Raw genomic sequence first — 13,512 nt, forward strand, 5'->3', positions numbered from 1 at the left:
TAGCTATATATTCAGCAGTATAAGATGGTCGCTGCGCGAATTTTTGCGTGGGCATCGCTCGTCACATAAAAGCTTCTAGCCTGGGCACAGACAACGAGAAACCAAGTCATGTCTTAGTTGGCAATGCCCTAGAAGAAAAAATGTATTAGCAGCATTTGAGCAAACATTATATTTTCTTGACAGCCGACATCCACAGATGCGATCGCTTTTTGTTTGCCATTCTTAGGCTAGCAAAATAAGACGCTTGCATATATAAGCTGTGAACTTTAAGTGGATGCAAAAAGTATGAATGCTAGAAAGTATCACCAAAACAGAACATATGCGTCAAGCAAAAGATGCATCGATTTTATTTGAATTGAAAGGATTGATTATATGATATTAAAAAGTTCCATAGTTGTTATTATCTGCGCTACCGCCATTAGTAGTTCGATTAATCCAGTAGTAGCTCAAAATACAAACAACCTTTTCATTGCGGATGCAACAACTAGCTCGAAGAATGCCACAGGTAAAGCGACTGATGTTCTCGATAATAACGACAATACTTGGTGGAGTGCTGATGGCAATGGTCAGTACCTCGAACTCAATACAGGTGGGTTGGCAACAGTAAACGCCGTAAAGATTAAGTTCTATGATGGTGACAGCACTGCCACTTTCGATGTGGATGTATCGACGGACGGGATTAGTTGGAAGCGAGTCTTAGCCAACCAGAACAGCCAACGCACAGGCAACTTGGAGCGATATGGGTTCTCTAGTCAAAAAGGAAGATACTTGCGGCTCATTAATCGTGGCAATAAGCTCGCCATCAGACAAGTTGTTGTAGAAGGCGTACCAACAAACAAAACATACTATGTAGACTGCACCAATGGCAGCGATACAAATAATGCAGGTACGACCCCAAGTAGTGCCTGGAAAACACTGAATCCGGTTAACCGTTGGAGTAATCCACTAACACTAAATCCAGGCGACAGTTTGCTGCTCAAACGAGGTTGTACTTTCGCAGGACCCCTAAATGCAAGGTGGACTGGCAGCAGCAGCGCCCCAATTGCGTTTGGTGCTTATGGTAGTTCCAATCTTTCTAGACCTACGATCGACAAGGTAGCCGAGAGCAATGAAGTCGTCAAAATTACTGGGCAACATCAACTTTTTGAGTACATTAAGGTACGGGCAACTAAGCCAGGGGGGTCTGCAAACGCTCAAAAATGTAAATCTCAACCTGTCGGGTGGTTAATTGGCTTCGATACCAGAAGCGGCAGTTCGCATAACATCGTGCGTTATAGCCAGGCAAGCGGTTTTACTGCTGGCATCCGTTTTGGAGAAGGTTCTTCGCACAACAAAGCGCTATATAACAAACTGACGTTTAACAACATCATGAATAGTCTTACCGCTCAGAAGTACGACGATGATTCAGGTGCTTGGGGAATATTACTCAACGGCGATTATAACGAGGTAGCCTACAACTACTTTGAGGGCAATGTTGGCTGTTCGGAAGACTACGAAGTTGATGGTGCAAGCGTGGAAGTTTACAAGGGCAGCAATAACTACGTTCATTATAATACAAGCTTGCGCGAGTCTACTTTTACCGAGCTTGGCGGTAGCAGTGACGATCGAGCGGAAAACAATAAGTATGCTTACAACGTATATAGCGCTTTGGGATTTAAATCGCCCTACATCGACTCTACTACGCTAGATCGCTTGCAAAAACGGGGTGGAGAGTTATTGATGGTACGAGGATACAAAAGTAGCTGGGGAGCTAATCCAGGTACAGAGTTTTATCACAATACGGGATATTGGCTCAACGGTGGTATTTTATGCATTGATGGATGTAGCGCAGATATTTTGCAAGCACGTAACAACATTATGGTGGCAAGTCAAAATCCCCATAGATATTTAGTCGAGTCGGATGCAAAGTTTGGCGAATCAAATAATATTTATTGGCAAGCCGCTTCCTACACTGGACCTCAGTTATTTTTCATTGCCGGATCTAATAGTCCCGCTTCAACATCTCTGAAGGTAGATCCCATGTTTGTAGATCCTGCAAACGCTAACTTCCGTACTCGATCTGGTAGCTCTGCGATTAATGCAGCAACCAATGTAGATTTATCGTGGGCAAATTCATCACAAGACATTTACGGCAATTCTGCGCCTAGAGGGTCTGCACGCGATATCGGAGCAGCAGAATACTAATAGATAGAGTCTACGAATTAATTGAAATAAAAGTACCAAAACAAGACATAGTTATCGGCTTCCATACTCCTAAAATGCGCCAACTAACAGATTCCGCTGTAGGTTAAAGTCTCTACTGAATTTTTTCCTCATCTCATCTATAGTTTGTGCTAGCGCTGCGATCGCAACTTCTAAGTAGGGAGTGGCTAGGTAGCGGTAGGGTGCGTTGCTAGGTGTCCCGTCTCGTGCAGAATAGCAGTAAGCAAATCGTAGCGATCGCAGGCTGCTAGAGTCTGTGGCAGCGTCGTAGACAGTATCGCTTAGATTATTAGTAAATTCGCTAACAAATAGCTCTAATATAGCCATTATCATTACTTATGTGGCACTACCCATCCCACAAAACCTAACGATACTACTGAAGCTGAAAAAGCAATAAAATACGATTATATGCCCGAAACACCTACAGAGCTACAATGGGAGAGACTATGTAGTTTAGTATCTGCACTATCATTGACCCGAAGATATATTTCCAGAATGGAAATAGTAGGAGGATTTTTATACGTAATAACTCAATCTTGCAATGCCGATAATATGCAGACTTACATCTTAGACTCAGAGGGAGAGCTATTATGAGTTCAGCAGAAATAATGTACCTTGACCACGACCAAATTCCTGCCTATGTCGAAAGTCAAGCAGCGCTGGGTCGCGATCGCGTATCCGTCCTCCAAGAAATTGCTGCCTTGAGAAAAGATGTGACACTACTATCAGTAGCAGATGATAAAAACACTTTTCTGGCAAAAATTAAGGCTGCTATCAATTCTGCTAAAGAATAGAACTGAACGATAAACATCAGTCCTGCTCAAATTCTTGATTATCGTCCCTAGTAGTTAGCGGTAGGGTGCGTTGCTAAACTATGAAGATGACTGCCGATGAATTTTTCGCTCGCTATGCTGCTGGAGAGAGAGATTTCTTTAGAATTGAACTCACCGATGCTGACCTCAGTAGAGCGACTGGTTGGGAAAAGAACAATCCCATTGGACAAGCCATTACTGGAACTGTTTTGGGAGAAGGGGATCTTAGTGGTACTAACTTCAGTGCCAACGATATGCGTGGTTGTAACTTCAGTCGCTCCAAAATGGTTAGATGTAAATTTATTCTCACTAATTTGACCGGAAGTTGCTTTAGTGGTTGTGATTTGAGAAATTGTGATTTTGGAGGAGCTAAGTTGATTCGTACTGATTTGATGGAAGCCAACCTCGGTGGAGCTAATATGACTGGGGTTGACTTGACTGGAGCCGATATGACTGGAGCCAATGATGGGGGAGCTTGGTACGAAAGTGCTCTTTTTTGCGATACTACTCTCCCAGATGGAACTTTCTTGAAAGGACCCCATCCCGTTCCAGATTGAGTGTATTAAATTGTCATCCCCAGTTAGTAATAGGGTACGTTGCAAATTCAACATACCCTATTACTGTTTATGGATGGTAGCAGCGTCATCTCCTCGCGCATGACCTTAAGGTATGCATAGTCTATTAAAGATAAGCGATCGCTCTTTCTGCAATTAAGACTTAAGTTGTTGCCTTGCTACTACCCGATCGCCAAGTAAGTTCAATGTCTCATCTTTGATCCCCACTGTAGCTAGTCCATCAATTGTTTGCAGCAAATAATCAGCACAGGAGCCAAGTTGACCGCTTGCTGTAGCAATGCTCTCAATAGTTGCATCCAAAGATAAACTACGCGCGTACAGTGAATGCTGGCGATTGATGACAAAAGCGATCGCTTCTACAATCTTCCCGCCTATAAACACTTTCACCCAGCGAGGAATATAAGTTCCAGCAATCATTTCTCGTCGCCAAAGTAACTGCAATTCTGTAGCAACATCGCTAGCTGCAATTTGGTAGGCAACGCCGCGACAACTTCCCCCGCGATCTAGTCCCAAAACTAAGCCAGGATTATCTGGAGTACCGCGACCAACAGGAGTCCAATGACAAAAGCGACGATGCCATCCGTAGACTGTACCGACGCAGCGATCGCTGTATAAAAAAATAGGGTTCCAAATTAGCGAACCGTAAGCAAAAATCCAGACATCAGAGCCTTGACGTTGTTGCAGAATATCATCAATCGACTGCTGTAGCTGCTCCTCAGTTAATAGATGCCAACCCAATCCTGCCTGTGAAATCATCGCTTGCAAACGACTCGATTCCAGATCCATCCGAGTCAGTGTCACCAGACAAATCCTCTCTTACTCGATTGATATAATTTGGCAGGCAAGCTATGCGATCGCAATTTCCTCATCCTTACTATCAAGGCAAGCTTTTCAGATTACTCTACAAAATTTCCATTTTAGCGAATCAATAGGGATTAATGTACTATCAATTCTTAAAACAAACGGGCATCGCTAACCTGGCTAATATGACCTGCTGCGATTTGCCACTGATTCTGACGCTTCACCCAAACGCGAGTAAAGCGGTAAGTTGCTGAGTATGGCTGCCCGTTGAACTTTCCTGTCAAAACTGCTTTAACAGAAACAACAGCAAGATCGCGATAATCGCGGATTTGTTGTTCGTCAAGCTCGATGTTGGTAAACTTTTGCATCCCAGTTCGATGTGCTTCCAAGTCGTCTTGCTTATTGATGACTAAACCTGTATGCATCGTAAACACTAAATCGTCAGCGATTAATTCATCTAGTGCTTGCACGTCGCTATTAAGCATAGCTTGCCGCAGTTTTTCTTCTAAGATCGCTATCTCTGCCATATATTTACTTAATCATCTTTTCTAGTGCAGTTTGTAAGTCGCGTGTCAGATCGGTTATAGATTGTTTGGCGCTGCGACGGTTGGCTTGATAGGTTTCCCAACGTGCGGAAACTGATATAGGTTCGCCTATTGTCATTTGTACCCTTTGCTTACCCAATCGCGGACGCGCAAATGGATTACCGCCTTTGATACGTGTCATCATATCCCACAGCAACAAAGTTGTTTCGGCAAAACGTTCTACAGTATGTTTTTTGAGAACGTAATCGCCTGTTACTTCTACGAAACTTTCTACTAGGCGCATATGCCACATTCGCAGATTTGCCTCTTCAGCAATGCGATTGGCAAGTCCTCTCTCTAGTGGAGATAGTGCATCTAAGTTCTTGATATCTTCTCGGTAGATGCGATCCCAGCCTGCTTGTTCTACTCGCCGACAGCGATCGCTTAAACTACCACTAGATGAAATATTAAAATACTGTTCTGCTACTTTGAGGGCAATATCTAGTAATGCTTGCAGTCGAGTTGTAAATTCTGTAGCTGTAATTTTAGGCATTTGCGGATAGAACTGAGCGTAAAAATCTTCCATCAATTTCAGCAGATGTTCTCCTAACTGATACAGCCGTCGATAAAGGCTTTCTTCTTGTGGTTCTAAACCGCTATCTGTTTCTAATTGGCTTAAAATCTGCTCCACAGCTTGCCAAGGTGCTTCAACGTAACTATATTGAATACCAATTGGGACAATAAAAACTTGTTCTGTGCGTCCAGCTTTAAGTAAATCTTCAACGCACCAAAAGCCTAATTGCGCTACTCCTGGTTCGAGGGAACTAACAATTTCATTGTGACCGTTAGTTGCTCCCTCTGGAGCTACAGCCATAGGCAAGTTACCATTAGCAAAAAGATTTCTAGCTACTTTCAAACTCATGCGGTCTACCTTACCGCGATGAATGGGAATACCACCTAGGCGCGAATATAACCAGCTTGTTCGTACTCCAGCCCACAGCGGAATGCCGCGATCGTAGATAAAATGAGAATGCAAGGGGTATTGTAGGGGCATATTCTGCTCTTTGGCAACTTGTGGCAAAATATGGGCAAGTAAATATGCCATACACAAAGGGTCGTCGGTGCTAGGATGACGAAAAGCAAGCAGAAACCGGATTTTACCTGTTTGAAACTGGTGATAAAGTTCTGCTAAAACTTCTACATTGTCCGCTTGAATGTCAGTAATAGCCTTACGCGATTTTAACCATGCAGGCAATACTAATTGAGTAGCCCTTAAAACTAAAGGGTTATAAGCTGGGGAAATAAATTCTAGGGGTCGCTGGACGTGCATCGGCGGTAAAACAATAGCCCTAAAATACAGGGAATAGGCAAATAATTTTGGACTTATAGGCAAAATTATCTCTTTATATCTTCTAAAATCCTAATTTCTCAACAAATATTGTCTATTAGATATTATTAACTACTGTCCGCGATCGCACTTTATTAGAGTACGCGACTGGTTTAGATATTTTTTATCTTTCAAAAGTTGACGCAGGGTTAAGACCAATTATTCGGGCTTTCAGAATTTTTGCTACATCAACTTTAGCGTTGAAGTCAGCCTGAGTGTTGGCAGGTAGGCGTGTACCTAATAATAGGTTAAGGGCAAACGTCATCGTTACGGCTAATATTAGTTTCTGAAGCATCACTTACCTGTCCTTCCAAAAATCAGCACGTTCGCTTTAACAACCAGTTTTGCAATCAAAAGCTGCAACCACTGCTTTTTCTTATTGTGCTGACTCGATTTGTGAAACAGATGTTTTAGCGTTCCAGCATTTTAATTGGCACAATACCATACAATGTTACTTTTTATACATTGCCATAAAAGATTTTTCAGGGAAGACATTTTCTGAAACGGCAAAAGGGGAGAAAATTCTGGGCTTTTAGCCAAGTAGCGATGCCGACGATTGTAGCAATAGTTTTGTCATAAGAGTCTTCCAGTAGCTAACGTTGGTGATTAAGCCACTAGGCAATTTTCCGCGCTTCAATTTCGTTTTGGCGACTACTGAATACCTGCCGTGTTTTACCTATAATATGCAAAGCTCGATATCAATTCCGCTAGAACTGGCATTCAAAATCTATCTTAAGAGAGAGCGCAGAGCTTGAATTAGCTTATAGCATGACGAGATAACTCAGCCTAGCAGTTTTATCAGACATATCGTCTTTCACATAATATTTATTATGGTAAACTCTAAGAATTGGCTGCAAGAAAACCGTCACAGAGATCGGGGAAGCGCATACTTATTTGCACCAATGAGCGAGTTCAATATTATGGCGGAAGTCGGTGATACTCCTCCATAAAGCTTTAAATTTAATCATAAATACATCAATTACAAGTTTATCCATTCAAGCTGCTTACACGCTTGTGAGTAAGGATGTATCTAGAATCAAAGCCAGTCTAGATTAACTGATGGATAAATTAGTTTGCATAGTTCTTTTATATGAAAAATCATAGTAGTAAAAGCTAGATATAGTTTAACTGCTCTGATAGAGCTTGCTATTAATCGAAAGTCTCCTAAGCTAACTCCAGTGTTTTGATACCAATGTTAGTTGTAGATGTACATTTATCCATCTATACAATCTGTTTTTTAGCTTAACTAAACCATTTGGAAATTGCTGCACTAGCAGACTACAGATTGTTAGAGAGGTTACTTTTCCTACTTCTGTTAAAAAAATTTGCTGAGTAAATTCTTTACAATGAAAATCTCAAAAAACGAATTTAATATTCTGAACTTGACAAATTTCTGTAAAGGTATTGCCATTGCTTGGGTAGTTTTAGTTCACTATCAAGGTCAGTGGTTTGGTTGGCAAGGAGTTCATATTTTTATAGTTTTAAGTGGTTTTGGTCTCACCTATTCTTGCTTAAGTCGTAATGAAAATCCCCAAGGGAAAGCTTGGTACTTTAGACGAATTAGAAAATTGTTACCAGTTTACTGGCTTACTGTGCTTTGCTCGCTACCATTATTAATTATTCTTCAGATGTTTCAAGGAGAAATCAAACCAAATGTAGTTCAGACATTCTTAGATTTTTTCTTATTAAGAAACTTTTTTGAGCAATTCATGAGCGGACCCACTAGCGCGTTTTGGTACGTTCCATTCATTCTCAGTTGCTATTTAGTCTTCCCTTTGCTGTATAGTTTCCTAAGAAAGTGTTCTACTATTTGGGATTACCTGCTTTTTCTTTCAGCAGTGTCAATAATTGAGTTTGTTTATCGTGCGTTGGCAATTTACTGGTTAGACGGTTTGCCAATTATTTATAGTCATAGTCAATTTTTCGGACTATTTCCCGATCCAGTTGCACCATTAGACCGCCACCCCGACCAAATTTTTGGTCTGTTCCAACGACGCGCTCCCTTTGGTTTTTTTCCCTCAAGGATTGCTGAATTTACATTAGGTGCACTTGCTGCAGTTGCGCTCATACGTGACAATCATAAGGTAAATCAAACTCTGCTCAATCGCTACACAGGATTAGTAGGAATGCTGATCTGGATAGTAGGGCAAGTTCTCTTATGTGTTGGGCTATGGGGATGGATTTTTGCAGACTTTGTAATTTCTCTAGGTTCGATCTTATGGATACTGTATTTGGCATACTTTTGTCAAAAATTTATCTCTAATGTGTTTAAGTGGGTAACTTTACTTGGTGTTTGGTCCTACTACATATATCTAACTCACGAGCCATTTATTCGCGCCCTCCGGAGAATTGTACTTAAATTATTTTCTGAGGGCATAAACTTATCAACTGGCACTGCTAGCGTGCTAATTTTCGGTCTGACTATTGCTTTAGTTTACGTAGCGAGTTGGCTAATCCAGAAATTTGACCGTTCCAAGATTCCAGACCAGGTCGTACACAAAATGAGTAGGCTTCTCGATTAAAGCATTCCCGCGAGCTAGACAATGAGAAAACTTCAATAGTGGTTGACTCCCCCTCGGACGAGTTGATGTATTTCTACCCAAACTATATGAAAAGCTAGGATTTAAACAACCTGCTAGTAGAGATGAAGAAAGAGCGGTAGTCCTACAAAAGTTGGTGGACTTTAAGAACGAGACTCTTCTGGGATAATATCTAACACTAGCTTTTCGTTGTGCCGAATTATAGTTAGTTGCGATCGCACTTTGACTTGTTCGTGAGTAAGTAGTTTATGCAAATCGTCGATACTGGCGATTGGTTGATTGTTCATCCCTACAATCACATCGCCTTCAACTACTCCTGCTGTTTGGGCTGGACTATTGTGTTCGCAAGAAATTACCAATACGCCGCTTTCTACTGACAGTTCGTGAAATAGCACTACGCGGCGAGGTAAGGGGACGTTTTGCCCGCCAATTCCGATATAACCGCGCTGGATTTTGCCATCTTTAATTAATGGAGTGAGGATTGTTTTGGCTGTATTAATTGGTACAGCAAAGCAAATACCTTGTGCAGACATAATTACGGCTGTATTGATGCCAATAACTTCGCCGTGAGATGTCACCAAAGGACCCCCAGAATTACCAGGATTGAGGGCTGCATCTGTTTGGATGATATTATCAATTAGCCTACCAGACCTAGCCCGAAAAGAGCGTCCTAACGCGCTAACAACGCCTGTAGTCACGGTAGTTTGGAAGCCGTAGGGGTTGCCAATGGCGATCGCTAGTTGTCCAGCTTTGAGCAATTGGGAATCACCTAACTGTGCTGCTACTAAGTTTGGGGCGTGGATTCTAATTACTGCTATATCTGTTTCTGGATCGTCTCCTACCATTTCGGCGGCAAAATGGCGACCGTCAGATAATGTTACTTCTAGCCCTGTTGCATTGTGGACGACATGGCTATTGGTAAGAATGTAGCCATCAGTAGTAAAAATAAAGCCTGAGCCGTTTCCGCGTACTTCTTGAGCAAAAGCTTGGTTGTTGCGCCTTCTACCTCTTAGCTGCCTTTGCACGTCGATATTTACTACTGCTGGGCTGACTTTTTCGACAACGCTAATTACAGCTTGGGAATAAGCGTCAAGTAACTTTTCGTCAGCAGTAGTAACGGTGTTTATCGGGGTTGGTGTCCCCTCATCGTAGCGATCGTTAGATACCAGTTGCAGATTGTAAGTCATAGCTGCTCCTGCTTTCATATAGAGGGGTAAATGTATTTTTTTGATTCTGTCAATAATGCCCGCTTTTTGCCAAGAAGGCACTCAAAAGTGCTATACATACTTTATGGTGCGTAACTACCCAGAAATTAGTGTATGCAATGCCCAATGTCCGTCGCGGCAAGTTTTAGACTTGATTGCGGATAAGTGGACGGCGATCGTTATTTATTGTCTATCAAAAGGTACGAAGCGTTACAGTGAATTGCAAAGAGAAATTGGCGGTATATCGCAGAAAATGCTCACGCAAACTTTGCGTAGTTTAGAACGCGATGGAATTGTTAGTCGCATGGTTTACCCTGTTGTTCCGCCAATGGTTGAGTATTCGTTAACGCCATTAGGTGAAACGCTAATTGAACCGTTGTGTCAGCTTTGCAAGTGGGCTGAAACCCATATTCCTGAAGTAGAAGCAGCCCGTAATAGATACGATCGCAAACTGCTGTAATCGTAATGGCTAATATCATAAACCCGTGTTAGATTTGATACTACAATAGTTGCAATGCAAGGCTGAAGAATTAGAGCAGATAGCTGAGAAAATCGATCGCATTTAAGTAAATGGCAACTTGGATAGCATTTTGACAGAGTTAATTCGGATTAATTGTCAATCGTAGTGCGATCGCAAATCTTGTAGAGTGCATTGTCCGCAACGCACCCTAAAGATGTTAAATTCAGTAGAGCGCAAGCGAAAATAATGCAGCAGCAGCGAGCGACGATCCTGTGCGGACGTGGTTCCAAAACGTCCAATTTGTCAAGTATCTCGCCCATAAGTTTGCACCTTCTGAACTTTCCGGTTTGACAACCGCTAAAGCATCATTGAGAGGCACGTTAAATGCGATCGTTACTACAATAGAACCGACTAAATAGAGTAAAGCGCCAACAAATAAGTAGATGGAAGCTGGCTGCTGCCACTTTAAAATTGAGGAGACAGCTAGAACTAAACAAGCTGCTCCTGTACCAAATAAAGCAAGCATAAATAATGGCGAGATTGCTGTGATATTGATAGACTGCATCGCTGCAATTCCCTGACTTGGTTGCAGCCTAGCAAGGGCATTCATTACAAAAGTTGAGAAGGCAAAGAAAACCCCTGCAACTAATCCGCAACCTAAAGCAGCTAAAAGAGTTAAAGGACGTAAGTTGTCAACCATGACTATCAAGCCTCAGATAAATTACTGCTCAACTTGCCTCGCGAGTCGTGCGGCGAGAATGGAATCTTTTCGCGCGTGGGCTTGCCTCGATGTGTAATAAATGTGTCATATTTACTTTGGATGCATTACCCTTTCAGCTTAGGCAGACATCTCCTCCTTAGCTATCTAATTCTTGTAGCACTATCACAATCTTGCGAGCTATTTGTCACATAAGTTTTCCACAGCCAATACAATCAAAGTAAGATGAATTGGGTTTGTGTAATGACTGCTGCTACCCATCTGCCTGAAGCAGACTGCTTGCCTCTCTTATCTAGCCAAAACCAGGGCTGGGAAAACATTGTGGTAGAGCAATTTCAACATCCATCAGGAGAAGGTAGGACGCATTATCGCGACGAACACGCAATTTGCTTATCGCTTGCACCTCGCCCCGTACAATTTTTACAGATTAAGGGCGGCAAAACGCACGCTAGTCTGTATGGTAAAAGTGACATTTCAATTACCCCTGCCGAGATGCCATGTTTTGCTCGCTGGGAGGGAGAAGATTGCTATATGCAGATTCGGATTGCCTCGCAGTTCCTTGAGAACGTAGCTAAAGAAGCCTTAAAGAAAAGTCCTAATAGGCTGGAATTAGTGCCTGAGTTTCGACTTCGCGATCGCCAACTTGAAGCGATTGGCTTGATGCTACTGGCTGAACTGCAACAGGAAAATTTTAGCAGCATCTACGTTGATTCGCTCTCCAATATTCTCGCTATTCATTTACTGCGGCAATATGCCAGCAATAAACCTCAATTACAAATCTACGAAGGTGGATTGCCGCAACATCAACTACTGCAAGTTTTAGAGTATATAGACGAGCATTTACACCAAGAAATTAAGCTGGCAGATTTAGCAGCGTTGTTAGACATGAGTCAATTCCACTTCAGCCATCTGTTCAAGCAAAGAGTAAATATTGCTCCCTATCAGTATTTACTCCAGCAACGCATAGAACGAGCCAAGCAGTTGTTGAAACAGCGCGATCGCTCCATTATAGATATTGCCTTAGAGTGTAGATTTAACAGCCACAGCCACTTAAGCAAACAGTTTCGCCAACTTACAGGCATGACTCCAACAGCTTATAGAGCAACTTAGCTGCAAGAACTACTTAAACAAGTTGAGGCTTGGATAGATTTAATCGAGGCAACTGGACGAACGCCAGAGAGCTTAGGTATGTCTGACCATGTTCTCTACACTGGCAACAAGAAAGGTGATGTGCCACAATCAAAGACCGCATGAATGGAGAGGGAAACCATGCAAATTACCGCTTCAGCAATCTCACTTAACGTCGATGATGTTAGGGCATCGGCTACATTCATCAAACAACATTTTGGTTTCCAAGAAGAGATGTCAGCCGACGGTTTTGCGTCACTCTCAAGGCAAGATGCTGGGTTTAATTTGATTTTCCTGCAAACTGGACTAGAAAGCTTCAAGCCCAGCAATATGCGCGGACATCGAGCGGATGGTCTGCTGGTTGTTTTTGTAGTAGACAATATCGATCGCGAATACGCACGATTGCAAGCCGAAGGCGTACAGATTACGACGGCGATTGAGACTGAACCTTGGGGCGAGAGGTTCTTTCAAGTTACCGATCCAAACGGTGTTGTGCTGCAACTCGTTCAGTGGATGACAGATTCAGCCGCATATGTCGATGCAAGTGAATAGAGCGATCGCAACTAAGAAAGGAAGTTGTCAAATTATGCTTAATTTACGCCCTGCTACCTCTGCCGATCTAAAGCTACTGCAACACTGGGATGAGCAACCCCATGTCATCGCCTGCGATCCTAACGATGATTGGCACTGGGAGGTGGAACTAGATCGTAATCCCGATTGGCGGGAACAATTGATTGCGGAAATAGATAATCGCTCGATTGGATTTATGCAAATTATCGATCCGGCGCGAGAAGATAGTCACTATTGGGGAGATGTCGCAGCAAATCTGCGCGCTATTGATATTTGGATTGGAGAAGCTAACGATTTAGGCAAAGGCTATGGTACAAAAATGATGCAACTTGCACTTGCTCGCTGCTTTGCCGAGCCAACTGTAACGGCTGTAATTATCGATCCGCTTGCTAGCAATACTCGCGCCCATCGCTTCTACGAAAGGCTTGGATTTAAGTATGTCGAACGCCGCCAATTTGGTGACGATGATTGCTTTATTTATCGCTTGAATCGGGAAGATTGGCATCCTGAAAACGTTAGATATTGAAGGTTCTAAACCCCAAAACGCGATCGCCATATATAAGGGTGCGTTGCAAGTCAACGCACCCTAC

16 protein-coding genes are annotated in these 13,512 nt (G+C 42.6%); 9 read left to right on the forward strand and 7 right to left on the reverse strand.

Annotation, left to right across the window (positions count from 1 at the left end):
• The first annotated feature begins 372 nt into the window (after nt 1-372).
• Complete coding sequence (locus UH38_RS17045) at nt 373-2,184, forward strand: discoidin domain-containing protein (protein WP_045055884.1); 1,812 nt, start codon at nt 373-375, stop codon at nt 2,182-2,184.
• A 26-nt stretch (nt 2,185-2,210) separates the two neighbouring features.
• Nucleotides 2,211-2,291, forward strand: coding sequence for an element excision factor XisI family protein (locus UH38_RS28245; RefSeq protein ID WP_407640459.1), 81 nt, complete (start codon nt 2,211-2,213; stop codon nt 2,289-2,291).
• Here the strand turns inward: UH38_RS28245 and UH38_RS17050 are convergent.
• The gene (locus UH38_RS17050; protein ID WP_045055885.1) at nt 2,254-2,529 is read right to left on the reverse strand and encodes a hypothetical protein; all 276 of its coding nucleotides are present in this window, start codon (nt 2,527-2,529) and stop codon (nt 2,254-2,256) included. The genes UH38_RS28245 and UH38_RS17050 overlap by 38 nt on opposite strands.
• A gap of 263 nt (nt 2,530-2,792) precedes the next feature.
• On the opposite strand from UH38_RS17050, the gene UH38_RS17055 reads away from it, so the two are divergent.
• Together UH38_RS17055 and UH38_RS17060 are read left to right on the forward strand one after the other, a co-directional pair.
• Nucleotides 2,793-2,996 (forward strand): hypothetical protein, encoded by a 204-nt coding sequence (locus UH38_RS17055; RefSeq protein WP_045055886.1) that lies wholly within the window; start codon nt 2,793-2,795, stop codon nt 2,994-2,996.
• Between the two features lie 86 nt (nt 2,997-3,082).
• The gene (locus UH38_RS17060) at nt 3,083-3,571 is read left to right on the forward strand and encodes a pentapeptide repeat-containing protein (protein WP_160295981.1); all 489 of its coding nucleotides are present in this window, start codon (nt 3,083-3,085) and stop codon (nt 3,569-3,571) included.
• A 153-nt stretch (nt 3,572-3,724) separates the two neighbouring features.
• Here the strand turns inward: UH38_RS17060 and UH38_RS17065 are convergent, their stop codons facing one another.
• From UH38_RS17065 to UH38_RS26835, 4 genes are all read right to left on the reverse strand, one after another.
• Nucleotides 3,725-4,390: a gamma-glutamylcyclotransferase gene (locus UH38_RS17065; protein WP_045055888.1), complete on the reverse strand. Its 666-nt coding sequence runs from the start codon at nt 4,388-4,390 to the stop codon at nt 3,725-3,727.
• Nucleotides 4,391-4,542: 152 nt separating this feature from the next.
• The gene (locus UH38_RS17070; protein WP_045055889.1) at nt 4,543-4,917 is read right to left on the reverse strand and encodes a nuclear transport factor 2 family protein; all 375 of its coding nucleotides are present in this window, start codon (nt 4,915-4,917) and stop codon (nt 4,543-4,545) included.
• Between the two features lie 4 nt (nt 4,918-4,921).
• Complete coding sequence (locus UH38_RS17075; protein ID WP_045055890.1) at nt 4,922-6,244, reverse strand: 1-acyl-sn-glycerol-3-phosphate acyltransferase; 1,323 nt, start codon at nt 6,242-6,244, stop codon at nt 4,922-4,924.
• A gap of 181 nt (nt 6,245-6,425) precedes the next feature.
• On the reverse strand, nt 6,426-6,596 hold the full coding sequence (locus UH38_RS26835) for a hypothetical protein (protein WP_160295982.1): 171 nt from the start codon (nt 6,594-6,596) through the stop codon (nt 6,426-6,428).
• Between the two features lie 1,051 nt (nt 6,597-7,647).
• Between UH38_RS26835 and UH38_RS17080 the strand changes: the two genes are divergently transcribed.
• The gene (locus tag UH38_RS17080; RefSeq protein ID WP_045055891.1) at nt 7,648-8,823 is read left to right on the forward strand and encodes an acyltransferase family protein; all 1,176 of its coding nucleotides are present in this window, start codon (nt 7,648-7,650) and stop codon (nt 8,821-8,823) included.
• Between the two features lie 161 nt (nt 8,824-8,984).
• Here UH38_RS17080 and UH38_RS17085 read toward each other — a convergent pair whose 3' ends face one another.
• Nucleotides 8,985-10,028: a S1C family serine protease gene (locus UH38_RS17085; protein ID WP_045055921.1), complete on the reverse strand. Its 1,044-nt coding sequence runs from the start codon at nt 10,026-10,028 to the stop codon at nt 8,985-8,987.
• A 103-nt stretch (nt 10,029-10,131) separates the two neighbouring features.
• Between UH38_RS17085 and UH38_RS17090 the strand changes: the two genes are divergently transcribed.
• Nucleotides 10,132-10,506 (forward strand): winged helix-turn-helix transcriptional regulator, encoded by a 375-nt coding sequence (locus UH38_RS17090; RefSeq protein WP_045055892.1) that lies wholly within the window; start codon nt 10,132-10,134, stop codon nt 10,504-10,506.
• Nucleotides 10,507-10,729: 223 nt separating this feature from the next.
• Here the strand turns inward: UH38_RS17090 and UH38_RS17095 are convergent, their stop codons facing one another.
• Nucleotides 10,730-11,206, reverse strand: a complete 477-nt coding sequence (locus tag UH38_RS17095) for an anthrone oxygenase family protein (RefSeq protein WP_045055893.1) — start codon at nt 11,204-11,206, stop codon at nt 10,730-10,732.
• A gap of 243 nt (nt 11,207-11,449) precedes the next feature.
• Between UH38_RS17095 and UH38_RS17100 the strand changes: the two genes are divergently transcribed.
• The 3 genes from UH38_RS17100 to UH38_RS17110 all read left to right on the forward strand — a co-directional run bounded on the left by UH38_RS17100 (nt 11,450) and on the right by UH38_RS17110 (nt 13,448).
• Nucleotides 11,450-12,334, forward strand: coding sequence for a helix-turn-helix domain-containing protein (locus tag UH38_RS17100; protein ID WP_235355318.1), 885 nt, complete (start codon nt 11,450-11,452; stop codon nt 12,332-12,334).
• 159 nt (nt 12,335-12,493) lie between these two features.
• Nucleotides 12,494-12,904, forward strand: coding sequence for a VOC family protein (locus UH38_RS17105; RefSeq protein WP_045055895.1), 411 nt, complete (start codon nt 12,494-12,496; stop codon nt 12,902-12,904).
• 34 nt (nt 12,905-12,938) lie between these two features.
• Nucleotides 12,939-13,448 (forward strand): GNAT family N-acetyltransferase, encoded by a 510-nt coding sequence (locus tag UH38_RS17110; RefSeq protein WP_045055896.1) that lies wholly within the window; start codon nt 12,939-12,941, stop codon nt 13,446-13,448.
• Nucleotides 13,449-13,512 lie beyond the last annotated feature (64 nt).

The organism is Aliterella atlantica CENA595, from assembly GCF_000952155.1.
Lineage (GTDB): Bacteria > Cyanobacteriota > Cyanobacteriia > Cyanobacteriales > Chroococcidiopsidaceae > Aliterella > Aliterella atlantica.

Coding starts and splice junctions, on each gene's coding strand:
- UH38_RS17045 (WP_045055884.1), top strand. CDS start 373: ATGATATTAAAAAGTTCCATAGTTGTTATTATCTGCGCTACCGCCATT.
- UH38_RS17050 (WP_045055885.1), bottom strand. CDS start 2,529: ATGGCTATATTAGAGCTATTTGTTAGCGAATTTACTAATAATCTAAGC.
- UH38_RS17055 (WP_045055886.1), top strand. CDS start 2,793: ATGAGTTCAGCAGAAATAATGTACCTTGACCACGACCAAATTCCTGCC.
- UH38_RS17060 (WP_160295981.1), top strand. CDS start 3,083: ATGACTGCCGATGAATTTTTCGCTCGCTATGCTGCTGGAGAGAGAGAT.
- UH38_RS17070 (WP_045055889.1), bottom strand. CDS start 4,917: ATGGCAGAGATAGCGATCTTAGAAGAAAAACTGCGGCAAGCTATGCTT.
- UH38_RS17075 (WP_045055890.1), bottom strand. CDS start 6,244: ATGCACGTCCAGCGACCCCTAGAATTTATTTCCCCAGCTTATAACCCT.
- UH38_RS26835 (WP_160295982.1), bottom strand. CDS start 6,596: ATGCTTCAGAAACTAATATTAGCCGTAACGATGACGTTTGCCCTTAAC.
- UH38_RS17080 (WP_045055891.1), top strand. CDS start 7,648: ATGAAAATCTCAAAAAACGAATTTAATATTCTGAACTTGACAAATTTC.
- UH38_RS17085 (WP_045055921.1), bottom strand. CDS start 10,028: ATGACTTACAATCTGCAACTGGTATCTAACGATCGCTACGATGAGGGG.
- UH38_RS17090 (WP_045055892.1), top strand. CDS start 10,132: ATGGTGCGTAACTACCCAGAAATTAGTGTATGCAATGCCCAATGTCCG.
- UH38_RS17095 (WP_045055893.1), bottom strand. CDS start 11,206: ATGGTTGACAACTTACGTCCTTTAACTCTTTTAGCTGCTTTAGGTTGC.
- UH38_RS17100 (WP_235355318.1), top strand. CDS start 11,450: ATGAATTGGGTTTGTGTAATGACTGCTGCTACCCATCTGCCTGAAGCA.
- UH38_RS17105 (WP_045055895.1), top strand. CDS start 12,494: ATGCAAATTACCGCTTCAGCAATCTCACTTAACGTCGATGATGTTAGG.
- UH38_RS17110 (WP_045055896.1), top strand. CDS start 12,939: ATGCTTAATTTACGCCCTGCTACCTCTGCCGATCTAAAGCTACTGCAA.